The organism is Aquabacterium sp. (genome assembly GCF_036273115.1).
In the GTDB taxonomy this organism is placed as follows: domain Bacteria; phylum Pseudomonadota; class Gammaproteobacteria; order Burkholderiales; family Burkholderiaceae_C; genus Aquabacterium.
In genome coordinates, this window is the sequence record NZ_DASUIN010000011.1 from 1 (window position 1) to 16,769 (window position 16,769).

General features: G+C 62.4%; 13 protein-coding genes. 4 read left to right on the plus strand and 9 right to left on the minus strand.

What is annotated here, in order from left to right; genetic code table 11:
• Positions 1-179 precede the first annotated feature (179 nt).
• Genes VFW72_RS04495 through VFW72_RS04510 form a run of 4 tightly spaced genes read right to left on the minus strand, consistent with a single transcriptional unit; the run spans position 180 to position 4,237 of the window.
• Positions 180-2,336: a chemotaxis protein CheA gene (locus VFW72_RS04495; RefSeq protein WP_329673077.1), complete on the minus strand. Its 2,157-nt coding sequence runs from the start codon at positions 2,334-2,336 to the stop codon at positions 180-182.
• Between the two features lie 7 nt (positions 2,337-2,343).
• Complete coding sequence (locus VFW72_RS04500) at positions 2,344-2,613, minus strand: STAS domain-containing protein (RefSeq protein ID WP_329673078.1); 270 nt, start codon at positions 2,611-2,613, stop codon at positions 2,344-2,346.
• A 16-nt stretch (positions 2,614-2,629) separates the two neighbouring features.
• Positions 2,630-2,995, minus strand: a complete 366-nt coding sequence (locus tag VFW72_RS04505; RefSeq protein WP_329673079.1) for a response regulator — start codon at positions 2,993-2,995, stop codon at positions 2,630-2,632.
• A 24-nt stretch (positions 2,996-3,019) separates the two neighbouring features.
• Complete coding sequence (locus VFW72_RS04510) at positions 3,020-4,237, minus strand: methyl-accepting chemotaxis protein (protein WP_329673080.1); 1,218 nt, start codon at positions 4,235-4,237, stop codon at positions 3,020-3,022.
• Positions 4,238-4,470: 233 nt separating this feature from the next.
• Between VFW72_RS04510 and VFW72_RS04515 the strand changes: the two genes are divergently transcribed.
• Together VFW72_RS04515 and VFW72_RS04520 are read left to right on the plus strand one after the other, a co-directional pair.
• Positions 4,471-6,522 (plus strand): methyl-accepting chemotaxis protein, encoded by a 2,052-nt coding sequence (locus VFW72_RS04515; protein WP_329673081.1) that lies wholly within the window; start codon positions 4,471-4,473, stop codon positions 6,520-6,522.
• A 16-nt stretch (positions 6,523-6,538) separates the two neighbouring features.
• Complete coding sequence (locus tag VFW72_RS04520; protein ID WP_329673082.1) at positions 6,539-8,905, plus strand: methyl-accepting chemotaxis protein; 2,367 nt, start codon at positions 6,539-6,541, stop codon at positions 8,903-8,905.
• On the opposite strand, the gene VFW72_RS04525 is transcribed toward VFW72_RS04520, so the two are convergent.
• Positions 8,891-11,818 (minus strand): CHASE domain-containing protein, encoded by a 2,928-nt coding sequence (locus VFW72_RS04525; protein ID WP_329673083.1) that lies wholly within the window; start codon positions 11,816-11,818, stop codon positions 8,891-8,893. The two genes, VFW72_RS04520 and VFW72_RS04525, sit on opposite strands and share 15 nt — an antisense overlap.
• A gap of 244 nt (positions 11,819-12,062) precedes the next feature.
• Between VFW72_RS04525 and VFW72_RS04530 the strand changes: the two genes are divergently transcribed.
• Positions 12,063-12,428 carry a response regulator gene (locus VFW72_RS04530; protein ID WP_329673084.1) on the plus strand — a complete coding sequence of 122 codons (366 nt, stop codon included), beginning with the start codon at positions 12,063-12,065 and terminating at the stop codon, positions 12,426-12,428.
• A gap of 9 nt (positions 12,429-12,437) precedes the next feature.
• A complete protein-coding gene (locus VFW72_RS04535) occupies positions 12,438-13,712 on the plus strand; it encodes an HD-GYP domain-containing protein (protein WP_329673085.1) in 1,275 nt (424 codons plus the stop codon).
• Between the two features lie 20 nt (positions 13,713-13,732).
• Here VFW72_RS04535 and VFW72_RS04540 read toward each other — a convergent pair whose 3' ends face one another.
• The 4 genes from VFW72_RS04540 to VFW72_RS04555 all read right to left on the minus strand — a co-directional run bounded on the left by VFW72_RS04540 (position 13,733) and on the right by VFW72_RS04555 (position 16,747).
• The gene (locus VFW72_RS04540; protein WP_329673086.1) at positions 13,733-14,143 is read right to left on the minus strand and encodes a response regulator; all 411 of its coding nucleotides are present in this window, start codon (positions 14,141-14,143) and stop codon (positions 13,733-13,735) included.
• On the minus strand, positions 14,136-14,828 hold the full coding sequence (locus VFW72_RS04545) for an Hpt domain-containing protein (RefSeq protein ID WP_329673087.1): 693 nt from the start codon (positions 14,826-14,828) through the stop codon (positions 14,136-14,138). Before VFW72_RS04545 ends, VFW72_RS04540 begins: the two co-directional genes overlap by 8 nt.
• Positions 14,829-14,978: 150 nt before the next feature.
• Positions 14,979-15,740, minus strand: a complete 762-nt coding sequence (locus tag VFW72_RS04550; RefSeq protein ID WP_329673088.1) for an SDR family oxidoreductase — start codon at positions 15,738-15,740, stop codon at positions 14,979-14,981.
• Between the two features lie 17 nt (positions 15,741-15,757).
• Positions 15,758-16,747, minus strand: coding sequence for an alpha/beta hydrolase (locus VFW72_RS04555; RefSeq protein WP_329673089.1), 990 nt, complete (start codon positions 16,745-16,747; stop codon positions 15,758-15,760).
• Positions 16,748-16,769 lie beyond the last annotated feature (22 nt).

Consider the following 16,769-nt stretch of genomic DNA (forward strand, 5'->3'; position numbering starts at 1 on the left):
ACGATGAGGAGGCCACCAATCAAGCCCAGCTTGCCGCTGAGCTTGAGGGGCCGCAGCAATGGGGCGGCCAAGGCAAACACACCGTGAGAGGAATCTTTTGAATTGCGGGCCATGATCAGGCTCCTTGAGACAGTCAATAGGTGAATCGGTAGGTCAACAGCGTCGGGTTACAACAGAAGTCAGGGCAATGACTGGCGAACGCCCAGTCGGTTGGTCGCCAGTTCCAGCAAAGCAGGCACATCCAGAATCAGCGCCACCTCACCGCTTCCCAGAATGGTGGAGCCGGCCAAGCCGCGAATCTGCTGGAAGACTTGCCCCAGCGGCTTGATCACCGTCTGGTGTTCCCCCAGCAAACGGTCCACGATCAGGCCGACCCGGTTCATGCCATCGCGAACCAGGATCAGGCTGCGACGTCCGGTCTTGGGTGGCTGATGGCGATAAAACAGGCCCAGATCAAGGTAGGGCACCACTTCGCCGCGCAAATCGAAATGCCCCGAAACCTTGGTGGGATCGCCCACGTATTCAGGTGGCACTTCCAGGCATTCGGCCACCAACTCCAGCGGCAGCACATAGCTGACCCCGCCCACATTGGTCAGGAAGCCATCGATGATGGCCAGCGTCAGGGGTAAGCGAATCTGAATGGTGGCACCCAAGCCAGGCTGGCTGGCCACCTTGATCTGGCCACGCAAGGTTTCCACATTGCGCTTGACCACATCCATGCCCACGCCCCGGCCCGACAGGTTGGTGACCTGTTCGGCAGTCGAAAAGCCCGGCAGGAAAATGAGCTGGTAGATTTCTTCGTCGCTCAGGTCCAAGCCCGGCGACACGAGGTTGCGTTCAATGGCCTTGGCCAGAATACGCTCGCGGTTGAGGCCTTTGCCATCGTCGCTCACTTCGATGACGATGGCGCCCGACTCGTGGTACGCGTGCAGCGCCAACTGCCCCACAGGCGACTTGCCGGCCAGCACCCGGTCGTCCGACGATTCGATGCCGTGGTCCAGGCTGTTGCGCACCAGGTGCATCAGGGGGTCGGCAATGGTTTCGACCATCGATTTATCGAGTTCGGTGTCGCCCCCGGTGATGTGCAGCTCCACCTCTTTACCCAACTGCTTGCTGACATCGCGCACCACGCGGTGGAAGCGGGCAAAGGTTTCACCGATGGGCACCATGCGCAAGCCCAGCGCACCATCACGGGCTTCTTGCACCAGATCATGAATGCGCATGGCCGCCTCGATGAACGAGGGCGATTGCTCTTGCTGGGCCACAAGCTGGGCGCCGGAGCTGGCAATCACCAACTCGCCAATCAGGTCAATGAGCTTGTCCAGCTTGTCTGCACGAACGCGGATGAAGCGGGCATCGTCACCGGCTCGACGATCGCGGGAACCGGTTCGGCGCTCGGGTTCATTGACACGGCGGTCCGTGTCGTTGCGCTCGGCTCGCCGCTCGATGAAGGGAGGGGCATCCGGACCAGCCAGCACCTGCCAATGGGCGATCAGGCGCTCACGTGCCGGGTCGTCGGTGGCTCGCTTGAGCAAAAGCGCCCGGTAGTCGTCCTGCTTGGCTTGCGGTGGCAGGTAGACGATGTCGGCATCCTCGGCCAGGAACTCGAACACCTCTTCGATCGTCTTGCGCTCGGCCTGCGTGTCGAGCCGAATTTCAAATCCGGCATAGCAGGTCTCGGCATCCATGCCCAGCAAATCGGGCACGGCTTCATGCATCATGCGGATGCCGCTGACCTGGCCAATGGAGTCGAGATAGCGAATGAACGACATCGGGTCCAGCCCGTGTCGCAAGGCATCGGCCCCCATGCGAATGGAGATATGCCAGGTCGACGCCGCCGCCTCCGGATCGCTTGCGGCCGGCGCCTCACTGTCCTGGGCAACGGAGGCAAGTCGGGAAGACGCTTTCGGTGTGCTCCCCGCCCCATCGGCTGGCGCTGAGCGCAAGGCCCGCAACTGGGCCCCGAGACTCTCACTCAGATCGGCCACATCCGGGCTCAGGCTGTCTTGCCCGATTTCTGCCAGCAGACGCTCCATCTGATCTCGCCCTTGCAGCAGCAAGGCCATGCCGGCATCGCTCAGGGGCAACTGGCCGCTGCGCATCGACTCAAGTACCGACTCGACCTCGTGCGTGAAAGCCACCACCGACTCGAAGCCGAATAGCCCCGCCGTGCCCTTGATGGTGTGGGCGGCACGGAATGCGCTGTTGACTGCCTCGGCATCCTGCGGGTCCTGCTCCATCGCCAGCAGGGCCTCTTCAAATTGCCGCAGCATGTCCTTGGCTTCGTCGAGAAAGCCCTCTCGGGCCGCCGCCAGGATTTCGTCGTCTGAGTTCATGGGGTGCTCAATGGCTAGGGTTCAGGAGATCACCCAGCCCGTACAGGCGCAAGGCATCCAGCACAACGACCGAAGGCGCCGACAAGGTCAGCGCCATTTGGTTGGCCTGCAGGCTGCGCTGCAAAGCCAGAAGCAGTTGCACGCCCGAGGTGTCGATCGATTCCACCTTTTGGGCATCAAACTCGTTACACCCGTCGGCCAAGGCCTGCAGCAGGGCTTCCCGAGTCTGGGCGGCATAGGCGATCGTCAGTTCGGCCGGCAGGGTAAAAGTGCTCATGCCTGACTCCCTGAAATCAAGGGCAAAGGCGCTTGACAGCGTCGACCAGTTGCGAAGGCTGGAAGGGTTTGGTGATCCAGGCACGCACGCCTGCCGCCTTGCCTTCTTCCTTCTTGGACTCTTGCGATTCCGTGGTCAGCATGATGATGGGGGTGAACTTGTGCACCGGGTGATTGCGCACATGGCGGGCGAAGCTCAACCCGTCGAGGCGGGGCATGTTCACGTCGCACACGATCAAACTGGGCTTGACGGTGGGCAGCTTGTCAATGGCCTCCTGCCCGTCACCGGCCTCTTGCACCACATAGCCCGCTTTCTGCAGGGCCAACTTCACCACCGTGCGAAAGCTGGTGGAGTCGTCAACAACCATGATCACTTTGCTCATTTTTCAGATCCTTCTTTGCCTGAATCAAAAGAACTGCACGCCCGAAGTTTTTTCCACGGCCACCAGGTTGTGGTGGCTGGCCTTCATCTCTTCCATCGTGTAGGAGGCTTCCAGCCGTCCCAACCACTGATGGGGGTGCGCGGCGGCCGCATCGTCTGCGCCGTTCATCCACAACACCATGCGTTGAATGTCGTCACTCACCGAGGTGAGCATCTGACTGAGTCGATCCTGCGACTGCAAACTAACGGAAATCTTTTCCAGCTCGTCTTGCACCATGCGACTGGAGTCGCGCAAGGCCCGCGAAGCACGAGTGGCCTCGGCCACACTGCCCAACAAGGCAGACAGCACGGCATGGGCATTGAGCTTGGCCTGCAATTGCAACTCGTCTTCATCGGTGTCATGGCGCCGCACACGCGAGCGGGTTTCAGCAATGCGCTCCTGCATTTGTGCCACATGGCGCCCGATCTGTATACCCACCTGACGCGATTGACCAGCCAAGGCACGCACCTCAGCCGCCACCACGGCAAAGCCCCCGCCCGATTCACCCGCGCGAGTGGCCTCGACAGAAGCATTGAGCGCCAGCAGGTGCGTGGCCCGACTGACGGCTTGGACTTCCTTGCTCAAGGCCTGCATGTCCGACAAGGTGGCGTGCAACCAGTTGACGGTCTCCAGCATCTCATCCTTGAGTTGCACGGCCAGGCGGGTGGTGCTGGTCAAGCGATCGAGCTGATCCTGATGGCGCTCGATCACCTCCTCAGGCAAGCCCACATCGAGCACGCTGCCGCCATTGAGGCCCAGCGTTTCATCAATCTGCGCCGAGATGGTGGCGAAGCTTTCCAGCAAATTGGCCATGCTGGTCTCTGAATAGGTTCGAGCCGCTTCGATCTGGCGCTTCCAGACGGGCTGCACCTGCTTTTGAAGTTCATCGCAGGCCCCGCCCACAGAGGTCCGGGCAGCCTGGTCAAGGGCCAGAGGCTCCTCTGAGACGGTGGCAAACAGGCCTTGAATCCAGCCCAGGCCCAGCAACGCAGAAACCAGCACCACGCCCAGCAAGACCACGGCAACGGCAGTCGTGCCCGCCAGCCGATCGGCCCCGACCGCGCCCAGCACCGCCACCACGCCGAGCACCAGGTAAGTCCAATCAAGTGCCTGACGCGAGCCTGACTCGGCAGAGCCAGACACAGCGCTGCCCCCGCTGTGGCGGGCAGCTGCGGTGGTGGCAAACGATGAGATGGCAGACATCCGTGTGCACTCCCTCAATGGGTATCTGAGCCGTCCAGGAACGGCGAGTTCACAGTTTGAAATGAGCGACACGTCGACAAGCCCGGAATCAACCGGGGTTTTGGCTGCTTTCTTGTCAGATAAAACTGCTCTGTCCGTTTTGACAATGGCTTTCCATGCGGAACCACGCTCGGGTGGCCGCTTGTCACGTCTCCCTTTTGCGCAGGGCTTTGCGCAATGTAAGGACCGCCGTCATGTCCCATCCCTCACAGGACGCTCGCCCCTCCGCACGCCGCCGGCGTGCCATCGAACCCATTCGCTGGCTGCGCGAGTACACCCGTCACCATGGTGTGTGGACCCCTGGCGTGAAGCTGATGCGCAACCACGATCTGAAGACCAAGGCAGCCATCTGCCTGGGGCTGGGCCTGGTCGTACTCGGTTTGCCCCTGCAGGAGTCGATCCGTGAGCGCTGGCACACGTGGCGCCACATGCAGATCGCCCAGGCGGGCCTGGCACAGACGATTGAAATGGGCAAATTGGGTTGGAGTCTGGGCGATCTGTCGGAAGCCTTGCTCAACGAGCCCTTGGGCCGCCCGGTGCCGCCGCTTGAGCCCATCCTGGCCAAAGAGTCTGCCTCCTACGCGCAGTTGATGCGCCTGACCGAGGGGCCCGACGCTCCCGGTCCCACCAAGCGCGCTGCCGCGGGCCTGACCGACACGCGCAGTGCCTTCCTGAATCGCCTGAACGAGGCGGCCAGCACCCCGGGCACGGCGTCACCCCGCGTCGAGGCCCTGACCGCCTACCGCCACCAGCTCCAGGCCATGCGGCTGGCGGTCGGCGCCACCTGGAGCCACGGGATCGACGCCGACCCCATCAACCGCGAACTGCGTCTGGGCATCATCGACAAGCTGGCCCATGCGCAGACCGTGCTGAGAGACATCCAGCGCATGGGTCTGCAGCTTTATGCAGGCAAGCAGTCGTCCGAATTCGTGCAGACCTATGGGGCCAAGGTCATCGAAGCGCGCTTGCTTTTCGAGCAAGCTCAGCCCCATGTCGACATGGCTGTGGCCGACAACGCGCTGAGCCGCGCCCTGGCTGAGCAAGTCCATGACAGCGTGCATCAGTTCATTCAGACAGCCTCCGCTGTGGCCCGCAGCGCCGGCACCGGAGCCGACCCGGATGGTCTCGCCATGGCCTCCGTACCTGCCTCGGTGTTCCTGGCGCATGGTCAGGCTGCCTTGAGCCAGGACTTTGCCTTGCTCAAAGCAGGGCATGAGGCACTGTCGGAGCGCATCCAGGCCCAGCGCGAGGCCCTGATCCACGACCTGCTGCGTGATGCGGGCGTCGTGATCGTGCTGTTTGCCTTGACCACCTACCTGATGCTGTGCGCCTTCCGCGTCCTCAATGGTGGACTGCGATCCTTGCATCGCAACCTCGACAGCCTCGGACAAGGCAAGCTCGCCATCGCGAGCCAGGGCTGGGGGCGAGACGAGATCGGCCAGTCTCTCAGTGCGCTGGGGCTGTCGGCTCAGCGCTTTGCGCGCCTGCTGGAAGCCGTCACCCAAGGGGTGGCTGCCGTTTCACAAGCGTCCAAGGAAGTGGCCACAGGCAACTCCGGCCTGTCAAGCCGAACCGGCGACATGCGCGAGGCCATTCACCACGTCAGCGAAAAAGCCCGTATCTTTTCCGGCGCCATGGATGAATGCGGCACCAAGGTATCGACCGCAGCCGACCATGTTCGCGCCATGCGTGCCGACGCCCAACGCAGCCAGAAGGCCATGTCCGGTCTGCGTGACAGCATGAGCGCCCTGCAGGGCAAGAGCCGCGAGATCGCCCAGGTTGTCGAACTGGTCGAAACCGTGGCTTATCAGACCAAACTGCTGTCGCTCAACGCCTCGGTCGAAGCGGCTCGGGCCGGTGTCGCGGGCAAGGGCTTTGCCATCGTCGCGCAGGAAGTGCGTGCCCTGGCGCGTCGCAGCGAAGACGCGGCCCGCAAGATTCACACCATTGTCAACTCCTCGATCAATGAAATTGAGGAGGGCACGCTGATGACGGCACGTGCCAGTGAGGCGGTTGAACACACCGGGCAAGCCATTGCCGCGGTCGATCAGATCATGGCCGACATCGTGCGACTGACTCACACCGGCGTGACGGAGTCCCAGGAGGTACTCGGCATCACCCGCGACGTCGAGAACTCGGCTGACGGCAATGCCCGCCTGGTTGATCAACTGTCGAGTGCCTCGGGGGCCCTGAAGTCGCAAGGCGACAGCCTCAAGCGCTCGGTTCGACACTTTGTCTTCGGCTGATTCGGGAGTCTCAACCATGATTGCATTCCGCGAACCTGGCCTGCGCCTGATGCGCCTGTTCCGCATCCCTCAGAAGATGGCCTTGATGGCCTCCGTTTTGCTCGTGCCGCTGCTCTTGCTGAGCGTCGGGCTGCTCTACCAGGGCCTTCAAGACATCCAGGCCGCACGACGCGCACAAAGCAGCTTGAGCGTGATCGGTCAGCTCAACGAGGTCATGCAGGCCTTGCAGCGTGGTCGCGCACTGACACTCCAGGCACAGTCTGGCGCCGCCCAGCTGGGCGCTGAGCGCGATACCACGCGCCAGAGCCTGAAAGGTGCCCTCGAACAGCTCGATGCCTTGCTGGCTCAGCAGGATGCCACGCGCGTGCAACAACTGCTCAAGCCCTACAACGGTCGCTTTCAGGAAACAGTCAGCGGAGCCCTGCCAGAGTCGCCTGAGGCCACAGCCACACTCTACGGCGACCTCATCGAGGGCACCGGGCACATGCTGCAGGCCAGCAGCGAAGACTCAGGTCTGCTGTTCGACGCCGAATCGGTGACCCACTTTCTGGTGGACCTGCTGGTCGAACATCTGCCCGTCTGGTCAGAGGCGATGGCGCAAACGCGCCTGTCTGCCGCAGACGTGGCCCGGGAACAGCGCGCACAGGCTGAACACAATGCCATTCTCAAACTCAACATCATGCGTGGCTTCGCCAGCCTGCATGAGGTTCAGGACCGCATTCACGCCGTAGAACGAGCCGGCTCAGAGGCGCCGGCCACCTGGGACAGCACCCGCAAGGCCAGCGAAGCCTTCTTGACTCTGAGCCAACGTTTGCTCGCCAACGGCGATGCCAGCCTGACGCCCGCCAGCGTCATGAGTGCGGGCGACGATGCCCTCGGTGCACTCAGCCGCATGCAGAAAAACACCCTGGCCGAACTGCATCAGCGCTTCGACCAACGCTTGCATGCGCTGTGGCTGGGTTTGCTGGCCAAGCTCGGCGTCTGCCTGGCCGGCCTCTTGCTGGTGGCCTACTTGAGTAGCTGCTTTTACGAAGACTTCTTTCACAACCTGGCTCAGGTGCACGAGTCGGTGGCCGCGGTCACTCGCGGCAACCTGTCGGTGCGCACCACCATGAACGGCCGAGACGAATTCGTCCAACTGGGCCACAGCATCGATGCGATGAGCGAGCGTCTGTCCACCTTGGTGGCCGATGTGCGCAGCAGTGCTGTTCGCGTCGGCCAGTCCGGGCTGTCGGTTTCGGAAGATGGACAAGCGCTGTCTCGTCATACCGAGGAGCAGGCCGCCAATCTGCGCCAGTCGGTCAGCACCGTCGAAGCCCTCAGCGCGGCCGTGTCCAGCAATGCCGAGGCGGCTGTGGCACTGGACCAGATGACGATGAACCTGCGCCACCAGGCCGAAGCAGGCGCCGCCGCGATGGATGAAACCGTCAACAGCATTCACTCGCTGCAAGAAAGTGCCCGCCGCATCGGCGAGATCAACAATGTGATCAACGACATCGCGTTCGAAACCAATCTGCTGGCGCTGAACGCCGCAGTGGAAGCCGCACGCGCAGGCGAAAGCGGCAAGGGCTTTGCCGTGGTGGCCGCCGAGGTGCGTCAGTTGGCGCAGCGCTGCGCCGAAGCCGCGTCTGAAGTGCACGACGTGATCGAGAGCACCACCGACCTGGTCGAAGTCTCGGTCGAGCGGGTCTCCGGCGTCAGCCAGACCTTGAACTCGGTGGTGCGAGGCGTCAACGATGTGTCCAGCCGCCTGCGATCGATCGCGTCAGCGAGTGAAGAACAAAGCCTGGGCCTGCAAGCGGTGACGGCCTCGGTCGGTGGCCTGGACGATCTCACCCACCTGAATGCCAGCCTGGTCGACCGGTCCGGTCACTCGTCTCGCACCTTGGTCACGCAAGCCGAAGCGTTGCGACGCTCCGTGGCCCACATTCAGCTGCGACAAGGCAGTGCCGACGAAGCCCATGCACTGGTGCAGAAGGCCCTGGCCCATGTGGCCGAACGCGGCTGGGCACGTGCGGCACAAGACTTCAATGATGCCCACGGCGCCTTCGTTGACCGCGACCTGCACCTGTTTGCCCTGCACCGCGACGGCACCTTCCTGGTCATGGGACAGCACCCGGAGTGGGTGGGACGTCACATCGACGATATCCCGGACATTCCGCCCGACATGGCCCATGATCTGCTCAACCACGTGCACGAGGTCATGGCTCGGGGACAGGGGTGGGTGGAGTACGCCACCCCCATCAGCCCGGACAACCCGTCAGGCCAGCGCAAGGTGGCCTTCATGGCCGCGATTGACGAAGACACCTGCCTGGGCTGCGGTGCCTATGTACCCAACAGCGCCACACCCGCAGCGAACCCGGTCAGGTCAAAGATCGCCTGACAAGGTGTGCGCGGCGGCCTCCAGCTTGCTGAGGTCAAGCTGAGGCACCCACAAGGTGGCACAGGTGCCTTGGCCCAGCTCGCTGCTGAGATCCAGTTGCCCCCCCATGCGCTCGAGGATTTCCTTGACGATGGAGATGCCCAGGCCCGTGCCAGGAATGGTGCCCGATCGATCGACACGGTAGAACCGTTCGCCCACGCGGGCCAGCTGCTCGGGGCTCAAGCCGATGCCGTGGTCGCGAACCGAAACCCCGCACTGCAAACGGCCATCGTGCGTGCGGAAGTCAAACCCGACTTCCACCAAGCCCCCCTGGGGCGAGTACTTGTAGGCGTTCGACAGGATGTTGAGCAGGGCCTGCTGCATCTTCTTGCGGTCCACCCACACCTGGGGCGGCTCCGCAGGCCAGGCGACCACGGGGGCCTGGCGTCCGTCCGGGGTCTTGAAGTCCTGAATGACTCCGGCCACCAATTCGGCCAGGTCATGCGCCTGGAAGGCAAAGTCCTTGCCCTGCCGGGCTTCAATTCGAGCCAGATCCAGCAGCTCATTGATGATGGCGACCATCGCCTCACTTTGCCGATAGATGCGGCGCAGCAAATCTTTCTGCTTGTCTGGGCTCAACTCGCGCGTGAGCAGCAACTCCGTGAAGCCATAGATGCTCGACATCGGGGTGCGAAGCTCGTGCGCCGCCATCGACAGAAAGGCGCTCTTCATCTGGTCGACTTCGGTCTCGTGGGTGACGTCGCGCAGCGCCAGCACCTGGGCAACTGCCTCGCCCTGACCTCGACTCAAGCGCAACTCCAGCATGCGGCGCGCCGGCGGCTTCATCTCGAGCACCACGCGCCCGGCGTGGTTGCGCACGTCGTCGACCGACGACACCGCCTGCCCCCCTTCGGCCTGCCCGAACAGAACCAGGTTGAACCCCGCCTCGTCCAAGCCCAGCACCAGCGCCTCCTGCACGCCAGTCAATGGCGTGAAAGCCGGGCTGACATAACTGACCCGGCCCCGACCGTCAAACGACACGAACCCATCGGGCGACAAAGAGAAAATCGCCGACATCCGTTCGATGTGCTCCTGAACCTGGGCCTGTGCCACCTTGCGATCGTGGATGTCCTGAATCGACCCCGCCATGCGGGTCGGTTGTCCGAACTCATCGAAAAACACCTTGGCACGGCTACGGAACCAGCGATAGCGACCGGACTTGGTCCTGAGCTGGTACTCCACATCAAAGGGTTTGAAATCGCGCAGCGCCGCCTCCATCGCCGCAAACGTGGCTTGCTGGTGATCCGGGTGCAACATCTGATCAAAGGTCACCAGATCGGCTGCGATTTCATTGGGCTCATACCCCAGCAGGCGGAAAAACTGCGGCGACCACCACTCCTCATGCGAATGGACGTTCATCCAGTCCCACAAGCCATCGTTGCCGCCATCGATGGCCAGGTTGTAGCGCTCGGCACTGGCCGCCATCTCATCTTGAATGTTGCGTGAGGCCGTGATGTCGTAACCGAACGAGATGTATTTCTCGACCCGGCCATCGGCCCCCGTCATGGGCGCGATGACCGTCTGAACCCAGTACAGCTGGCCCGACCGGGTGCGATTGCAAATGGCCCCGATCCACGGCGAGCCATGCAGCAGGGTGCGCCACACATCCACCCAGAACACCTCGTCGTGCTTGCCCGACGACAGTACGCGAGGGTTCTGTCCGACCAATTCGTTTCGCTCATAGCCGCTGAGCTGGCAGAACAAATCGTTCACCTGCCGGATCTGCCCATCGGCCGAGGTCACACACACAATCGAGAAACGCTCCAGCGTGGCGAGGATGGCAGCCTGCTCTCGCAAAGCCGACTCGGCAGCCCGTTTGGCCTGTTTCAAGTCATGGGTCATGGCTTCGGCCATGGCCTCGGCTCGGGCGCGGCCCGATTGCAGCAGCCACATGCTCAGGGCCAGGGCGACACTCAGAATCGAACCCAACACCCCCACCCAGGCCGGCCCCGAGCGCTGGTAGGCCTGGTCAAAAGCCGGGTTGGTGGCCACCGCCAGCGTCAGCGGCTGACCTCCAATGACCAGGGGGATGTGACGCATAAAGGCGCGCTCGCCGAAGCTGGCCGACTCCACCAAGGCACCGGCCAGCCGCGACTGCTCGCTGACCTCGGGCGAGTCATAAACCCCGAAATCGAGCACCCCCTGTAGCTCCGGCCCCATGCCCTGCAGAACCTCTTCAACCACAATCGGCGCGTAGATCAGCCCCACCAGGTTGGCGCGTCGATCGACTTCGGTCTCGAGCACGGCCCCCTTGCGATACAGGGGCAGATAAAACAGAAAACCGGGGCGGCGCTTGCCGTCTTGCACCAGCACGATTCGTTTGGTCAGGGTGACACGGCCCGTGCGCACGGCCTCTTCTGCCGCTTGCCGCCGATTCGCCTCCGAGCCCACATCGAAACCCCAGGCGGGCAAGTTGTTCTCCAACGGTTCGATGCGGCAAATCACATACAGATCAGGCGCGTTGCCACTGGTCTTGACCGTGAATTCCGGGATGCCCATGGCCCGTTGTTGCGCCAGCCACTGCGGCAATTCCTTGCGGTCCACACGCTTGATGAAGCCAACACCCCGAATGCCACTCAACTCTCGAAACTGGAAGCGCGCGGTCATCCAGTCGCGAAATTCGGCTGGGGTCAGCTCGCGGTCCAGCATCGTCATCGCGCTGCGCAGGCCATGAAAGGCTTGCTGGGCTCGGTCAAACCGCGCTTGGATGGCGGCTTCGACTTGATTGGCCGCGCGATCGAACTGAATGCGTGCGACCGCCTGTTCGTTGCGCCAGAAGCCCCACGCTGCCAACCATGCCAGGGTCAGACCCAGCAAAAAAATGATGGCCGGCCAGCGCCAACTGGCTACGCGCGGATCTCGCCAACTCAGCATGGCGCAGCCCTCGACGCCCATGGCGCCAGCGGCACGTCAACGATGCGGTTCAAGCGCAGCAGGCACGAGCAGACAGACCTTCGCATGGCGTACATGGTACCAATCAGTTGCTCGCCGCCCGTCCCTCGGGTTTGCCCGATCAGAGAATAGGCAATATGACTGGATTCCGCTTGCTTCTTCCGCTTCCACTGGCGCGCCCCTCGCGGCATGATCTTGATTGAACCATTGCCAAACTGGAGCCGTCATGAAGCGCATCTTGATCGTGGAGGATCAGGCTGATATCCGCGAACTCATCGCCATGACACTCGAATTGGACGCCTACGAAATCCATCAGGCCCCGGAAGGGACTGAGGGGCTGGCCATGGCTCGCGCACTGAGGCCCGATCTCGTGCTGCTGGACGTGATGATGCCGGGCTCGCTCGATGGCATTGAGGTATGCCGGCAGTTGAAGGCCGACGCAAACACCGCCGCAATCAAGGTCATCATCCTCAGCGCCAAGGGTCAGGACCAGGATCGCTTGCAAGGCAAGAGGGCGGGGGCCGATGATTACCTGACCAAACCCTTCAGCCCGGGACAACTGCTGGAAGTGGTTCACCGACAGCTCACCTGATGTCGCATCATGTCTGCCCCTGATACGAAGTCTGACCCTCATGTGTCGCCCGAGCAACTGTGCATCGGGCTGTACATCCACCTCGACTTGTCGTGGACGGAACACCCCTTCACGTTTTCGAGCTTCAAGATCAAGTCGCTGGAGCAGATCGCGACGATCCAGTCGCTGGGGCTGCGCCAGATTCGCTACAGCCCCGACAAGAGCGATGGCCCGCCCCTGGCGCCACCGCCCAAGCAACAGGTAACTTCCCCCTCGCTGCAAACGCCCCCCCCGAGAGAAAGCGACCCGGTTTTCCAGGCCAAGCGTGAGCGCATGGCCCGCTTGGCACAACAGCGAGCCAAAGCGGCGGCCTGCCAGAAGGCGCTGGTTTCGGCCGCCCACACGGTCAAGTCGATCAATCAGAATGTCTTTGCCCGCCCCGACGAGGTTCGCACCAGTGCACAGGCACTCGTCGATGACATGGCGGCCTCCATGCTGGTAGATGCCGACGTGTCCATCCAGTTGATGGCCGACAAGATCGGCGGGGAAGACCTGTATCACCACGGTCTGAATGTGTCCTTGCTGTCGATGATGCTGGCCAAGGAGTTGAAGCAAGACACCAGCACCGTCAAGGCGGTGGGCTTGTCTGCGCTGTTTCATGACATCGGCGAGCTGGAAATTCCGGCACGCCTAGTCAAGAGCGTGGGGTCACTGAACAAGGCTGAGTTGGCCTTGTGGCAGCAGCACGTCGAATATGGGGTCCAGATAGGAAAGAAACTGGGGCTGCCTGCCGAGGTCTTGCAGGCCATTGCCCAACACCATGAACGGGTCGACGGCACAGGCTTTCCGGCGCATGTCAAAGCTGCACACATGCCGCTGATGTCGCGCATCCTGGCCTTGGTCAATGCCTACGATGATTTGTGCAACCATCCTGACCCCCAGCATGCGCTGACACCGCATGAGGCCTTGTCCACGCTCTTTGCCCAGCAGCGCAGCCAGTTCGACGCCCTGTGTCTGAGCACGTTTGTCCGATGCATGGGGGTCTACCCACCGGGCACCCTGGTGGTCCTGAGCAATGGGGCCACAGGCATGGTGGTATCGGTCAACACCACCAAGCCGCTGCGCCCGACGGTGCTCATCCATGACCCGGCGATACCCCGAGAGGAAGCCATTCTGGTCGATCTCGAACAAGAAGCCGAGGTGTCGGTGACCAAGACGCTGCGCCCCCAGCAACTCAGCGCCGAAGCCCATCACTACCTGGCGCCCCGCAAGCGCATCACCTACTACTTCGACAGCGAAGCCTGAGCCCTCAAGCGCTGAAGGCCTCAGGCCGGCTGCTGCCTGAGCACCGTGTCGCCCCGATGACGCTGATAGGCCATCAAGGCTTCAACCACGCGTTGAGGCCTGAAAGGCTTGAGAATGAACGCCGCAGCGCCATGCTCGCGCGAGGTCTTGACGTTCGCAGGGGTTCCCACCCCGGAGACCATGATCACAAAGATGCGCTCATCCTGGGCATGGATGCGACGCAGCAACTCCAGTCCATTCACATCGGGCAGGTCAATGTCGAGAAAAACGACCGCAGGCACACGTGCTTGAACCGCCTGGATCGTCTCTTGCCCGTTGCGGGCCATGCGAATCGGCAAAACACAAACCTCACGCAAGACGCCGGCCAGCAACTCACGACTGCTGCCTACATCGTCAACGATCAGGATATCCCCTGAAACGGCATCATTCATGGCAACTCTCCTGAGACGCGCTTGAGTGGGACGTCATCGCCGCCTCCATCAAGTCGGCCAACTGCTGCAAGGCCAACGCAGCCCGAGCGGTCTCCCCGTCCGTCAGGGCCTGCTCGAGCCGCGCTGCGGCCACCGACAACGCCGGCAACTCATAACAACTGGCCGAGCCCTTGATGGCATGGGCCTGATGTCGCAGGGCGGGCCAGTCTTGTGCCTGCGCGGCCGCACGCAACCCCAGCAAACGAGCACTCAAGCCGTCGCGATAGCGAGCCTGCAAGCGCCCAAACCCAGCCAGTGAGGCAAACGTCAAATCGCCCCAGGGCTTGCTTTCAGCGGCCGACAGATGGGCCAGCAAGGCGGACACCGAATCGGCCCCAGACCAACAGACCGTGCCGTCATCGGCGGAGAACGTGGCATCACGATCTGTATCGGTCACCGATGACACGTGCACCGTGACGACCCGAGCCTGGCTGGCCGCAGCCAGCAGCCATTCCGACAGAGGGCGCCCATCGAGACGACTTTGTTGGCGTGACACCACGATCAGGTCATACACCCCCGCCAGGGCGGCCTCCAAAGCCTCTCGCGCCCCAACGACCGGCTGCACGCGCACGCCTTGCTTCTCGATGGCGTCAGTCAGGTCCCGTCGAAGCCCTGCATCTTCATGCGCCAACAAGACCGCAGCCATGTCATCAGCCCCAAGTGTCCGAATTCAATGGTTTCATTTTTGCGCGCCCGTGCGGCTGCGGCAAGCAATTGAAACCCTAGGCCAGCGTCGAAATGCGCACTTATGCGCAGGAATCGGGCGGCTGGCAGGCACCACTCAGGCGCACGCGGATCAGCTCATCCGAGCCACGACACTCAAAGGCGCGTTGCGCATGATCCAACCCATCAATGTCCAAGGCCAGGCCGGCACGCAAGCAGTGGCAGGCTCGCGCTCAATGGCGGCCACCAAGGCACGGCTACCCGACTCACCATCGACCATCATCGGCGTCTTGCCGGCTGACTTGCCGCTGAGTTCGGTTTCAATGTAGCCGGGGAAAATCGTCGTCACCTTGATCGGCGTTTTCAACAACTCGGCGCGAATGCCTTCGGTCAGCGCGGCCAAACCCGCCTTGGTGGCGGCATAGGTCGTCAGGTTGCGTGGCAGCCCCCGCATCGCACTCATTGACGAGATGGTGACCAGATGCCCTGCCTTCTGCTCTCGGAAAATGCCCACGGCAGCTTCGCACTGAGCCAACGCGGCAATGAAGTTGGTCTGCGCCGTCTGCAGATTCGCATCAAAGCGACCCTTGCCAATCGGCTGCCCCTTACCCAAGCCGGCATTCACGATGACACGGTCGATGGTGCCAAACGCCTGCTTGAACTCATTGAACACGGCAAAGACCTGATCGTGCTGGTTCACATCCAGCGCACGCAACTCGATCCGAATGCCGGGATGCTTCTGCAGCAGCTCGGCCTTCAGGGCCTCGAGACGATCCAATCGTCGGGCACACAAGGCCAGATTGCGGCCCTTGGCCGCAAACAAGCGAGCCATGCCCTCGCCCAAGCCGGAGCTGGCTCCAGTGATCAGAATGGTCTTGCGAAGAGGACGAGACATGCGAGGTTCAACCTTTGTCAGTGCTGGGCTAGAAACGATTTCACGGCAGCCACGGTCTGGGCTGCATCTTCTTCATGCGGCACATGGCCCAGGCCAGGAAACATGACCAGCTGGCTGCCGGGAATGTCACGCTGAAACTGCTGGGCATGCTCCGGTGGAATGAGGCGATCCTGGTCGCCCCACACAATCAAGGTCGGGACACGGATCTGCTTGATCTGATCGGCATGGGCACCCCACACGGTTTGGCGGAAGCGTTCGCCCAACGCAGCGCGGTTGCCCTCGCGCAAACTCAGATCGTAGTAACGGTCCACCAATTCAGGCGTGACCTTGTCAGGGTTGCCATAGACATTGCGCACGCTGGATTCGACCATGCCGCGTGGCAGCAAGTGGCGCATCAAGGGAGCCAAAGCTTCCACCTGAGCAATCTTGAACCCGATCGGGACCGACTTGGGCGACATCGGATAGCCGGCTGCGTCCACCAGAATCAGCTTGTCGACCCGGCCCGGCATGGCCAGCGCAGACTCCCACGCAATGGCGCCCCCCAAGGAGTTGCCCGCCAGGACCGAGTGCTGCAAACCGAAGTGGTCGTACATCGCCTTGACAAACTGCACATAGCGCTCGGTGGTGTAGCGATGATCGGGCGAGGGGCCGGTCAAACCAAACGCCGGCAGGTCAAACCGAATCACCCGTCGCTGATCGCGCAAAGCTTGCGTCCAGCCATCCCAGGTATGCAGGCTGGCCGAGGTGCCATGCAGCAACACAATGGGCTGAGGATCATCTCGCGGGCCTTCGTCGCGCACATGCACGGTCATGCCATCTACCGCCACCATTTGCGAAGGCGGGGGGGCGTACTTGCCCAGCAGTTCGGCAACGGGCTTGTCGGGGGCCCAGGCCGAAGCCAGCCCCACCGTCAGCACAAGCGCTACCGCGCCCAAGCTGCCCAGTACCCACTTGGCTGCGCCACCGCGCATGCTGCGCGAAGCCCTGATCGTCTGTTGTCCACCCATTACCTTGCTCCTCAACTGAAAG

What these genes read in the sequence shown, in the direction of transcription:
- VFW72_RS04515 (WP_329673081.1), top strand. Translation starts at nt 4,471, where the DNA reads ATGTCCCATCCCTCACAGGACGCTCGCCCCTCCGCACGCCGCCGGCGT.
- VFW72_RS04555 (WP_329673089.1), bottom strand. Translation starts at nt 16,747, where the DNA reads ATGGGTGGACAACAGACGATCAGGGCTTCGCGCAGCATGCGCGGTGGC.
- VFW72_RS04510 (WP_329673080.1), bottom strand. Translation starts at nt 4,237, where the DNA reads ATGTCTGCCATCTCATCGTTTGCCACCACCGCAGCTGCCCGCCACAGC.
- VFW72_RS04505 (WP_329673079.1), bottom strand. Translation starts at nt 2,995, where the DNA reads ATGAGCAAAGTGATCATGGTTGTTGACGACTCCACCAGCTTTCGCACG.
- VFW72_RS04535 (WP_329673085.1), top strand. Translation starts at nt 12,438, where the DNA reads ATGTCTGCCCCTGATACGAAGTCTGACCCTCATGTGTCGCCCGAGCAA.
- VFW72_RS04500 (WP_329673078.1), bottom strand. Translation starts at nt 2,613, where the DNA reads ATGAGCACTTTTACCCTGCCGGCCGAACTGACGATCGCCTATGCCGCC.
- VFW72_RS04530 (WP_329673084.1), top strand. Translation starts at nt 12,063, where the DNA reads ATGAAGCGCATCTTGATCGTGGAGGATCAGGCTGATATCCGCGAACTC.
- VFW72_RS04520 (WP_329673082.1), top strand. Translation starts at nt 6,539, where the DNA reads ATGATTGCATTCCGCGAACCTGGCCTGCGCCTGATGCGCCTGTTCCGC.
- VFW72_RS04495 (WP_329673077.1), bottom strand. Translation starts at nt 2,336, where the DNA reads ATGAACTCAGACGACGAAATCCTGGCGGCGGCCCGAGAGGGCTTTCTC.
- VFW72_RS04545 (WP_329673087.1), bottom strand. Translation starts at nt 14,828, where the DNA reads ATGGCTGCGGTCTTGTTGGCGCATGAAGATGCAGGGCTTCGACGGGAC.
- VFW72_RS04525 (WP_329673083.1), bottom strand. Translation starts at nt 11,818, where the DNA reads ATGCTGAGTTGGCGAGATCCGCGCGTAGCCAGTTGGCGCTGGCCGGCC.
- VFW72_RS04550 (WP_329673088.1), bottom strand. Translation starts at nt 15,740, where the DNA reads ATGTCTCGTCCTCTTCGCAAGACCATTCTGATCACTGGAGCCAGCTCC.
- VFW72_RS04540 (WP_329673086.1), bottom strand. Translation starts at nt 14,143, where the DNA reads ATGAATGATGCCGTTTCAGGGGATATCCTGATCGTTGACGATGTAGGC.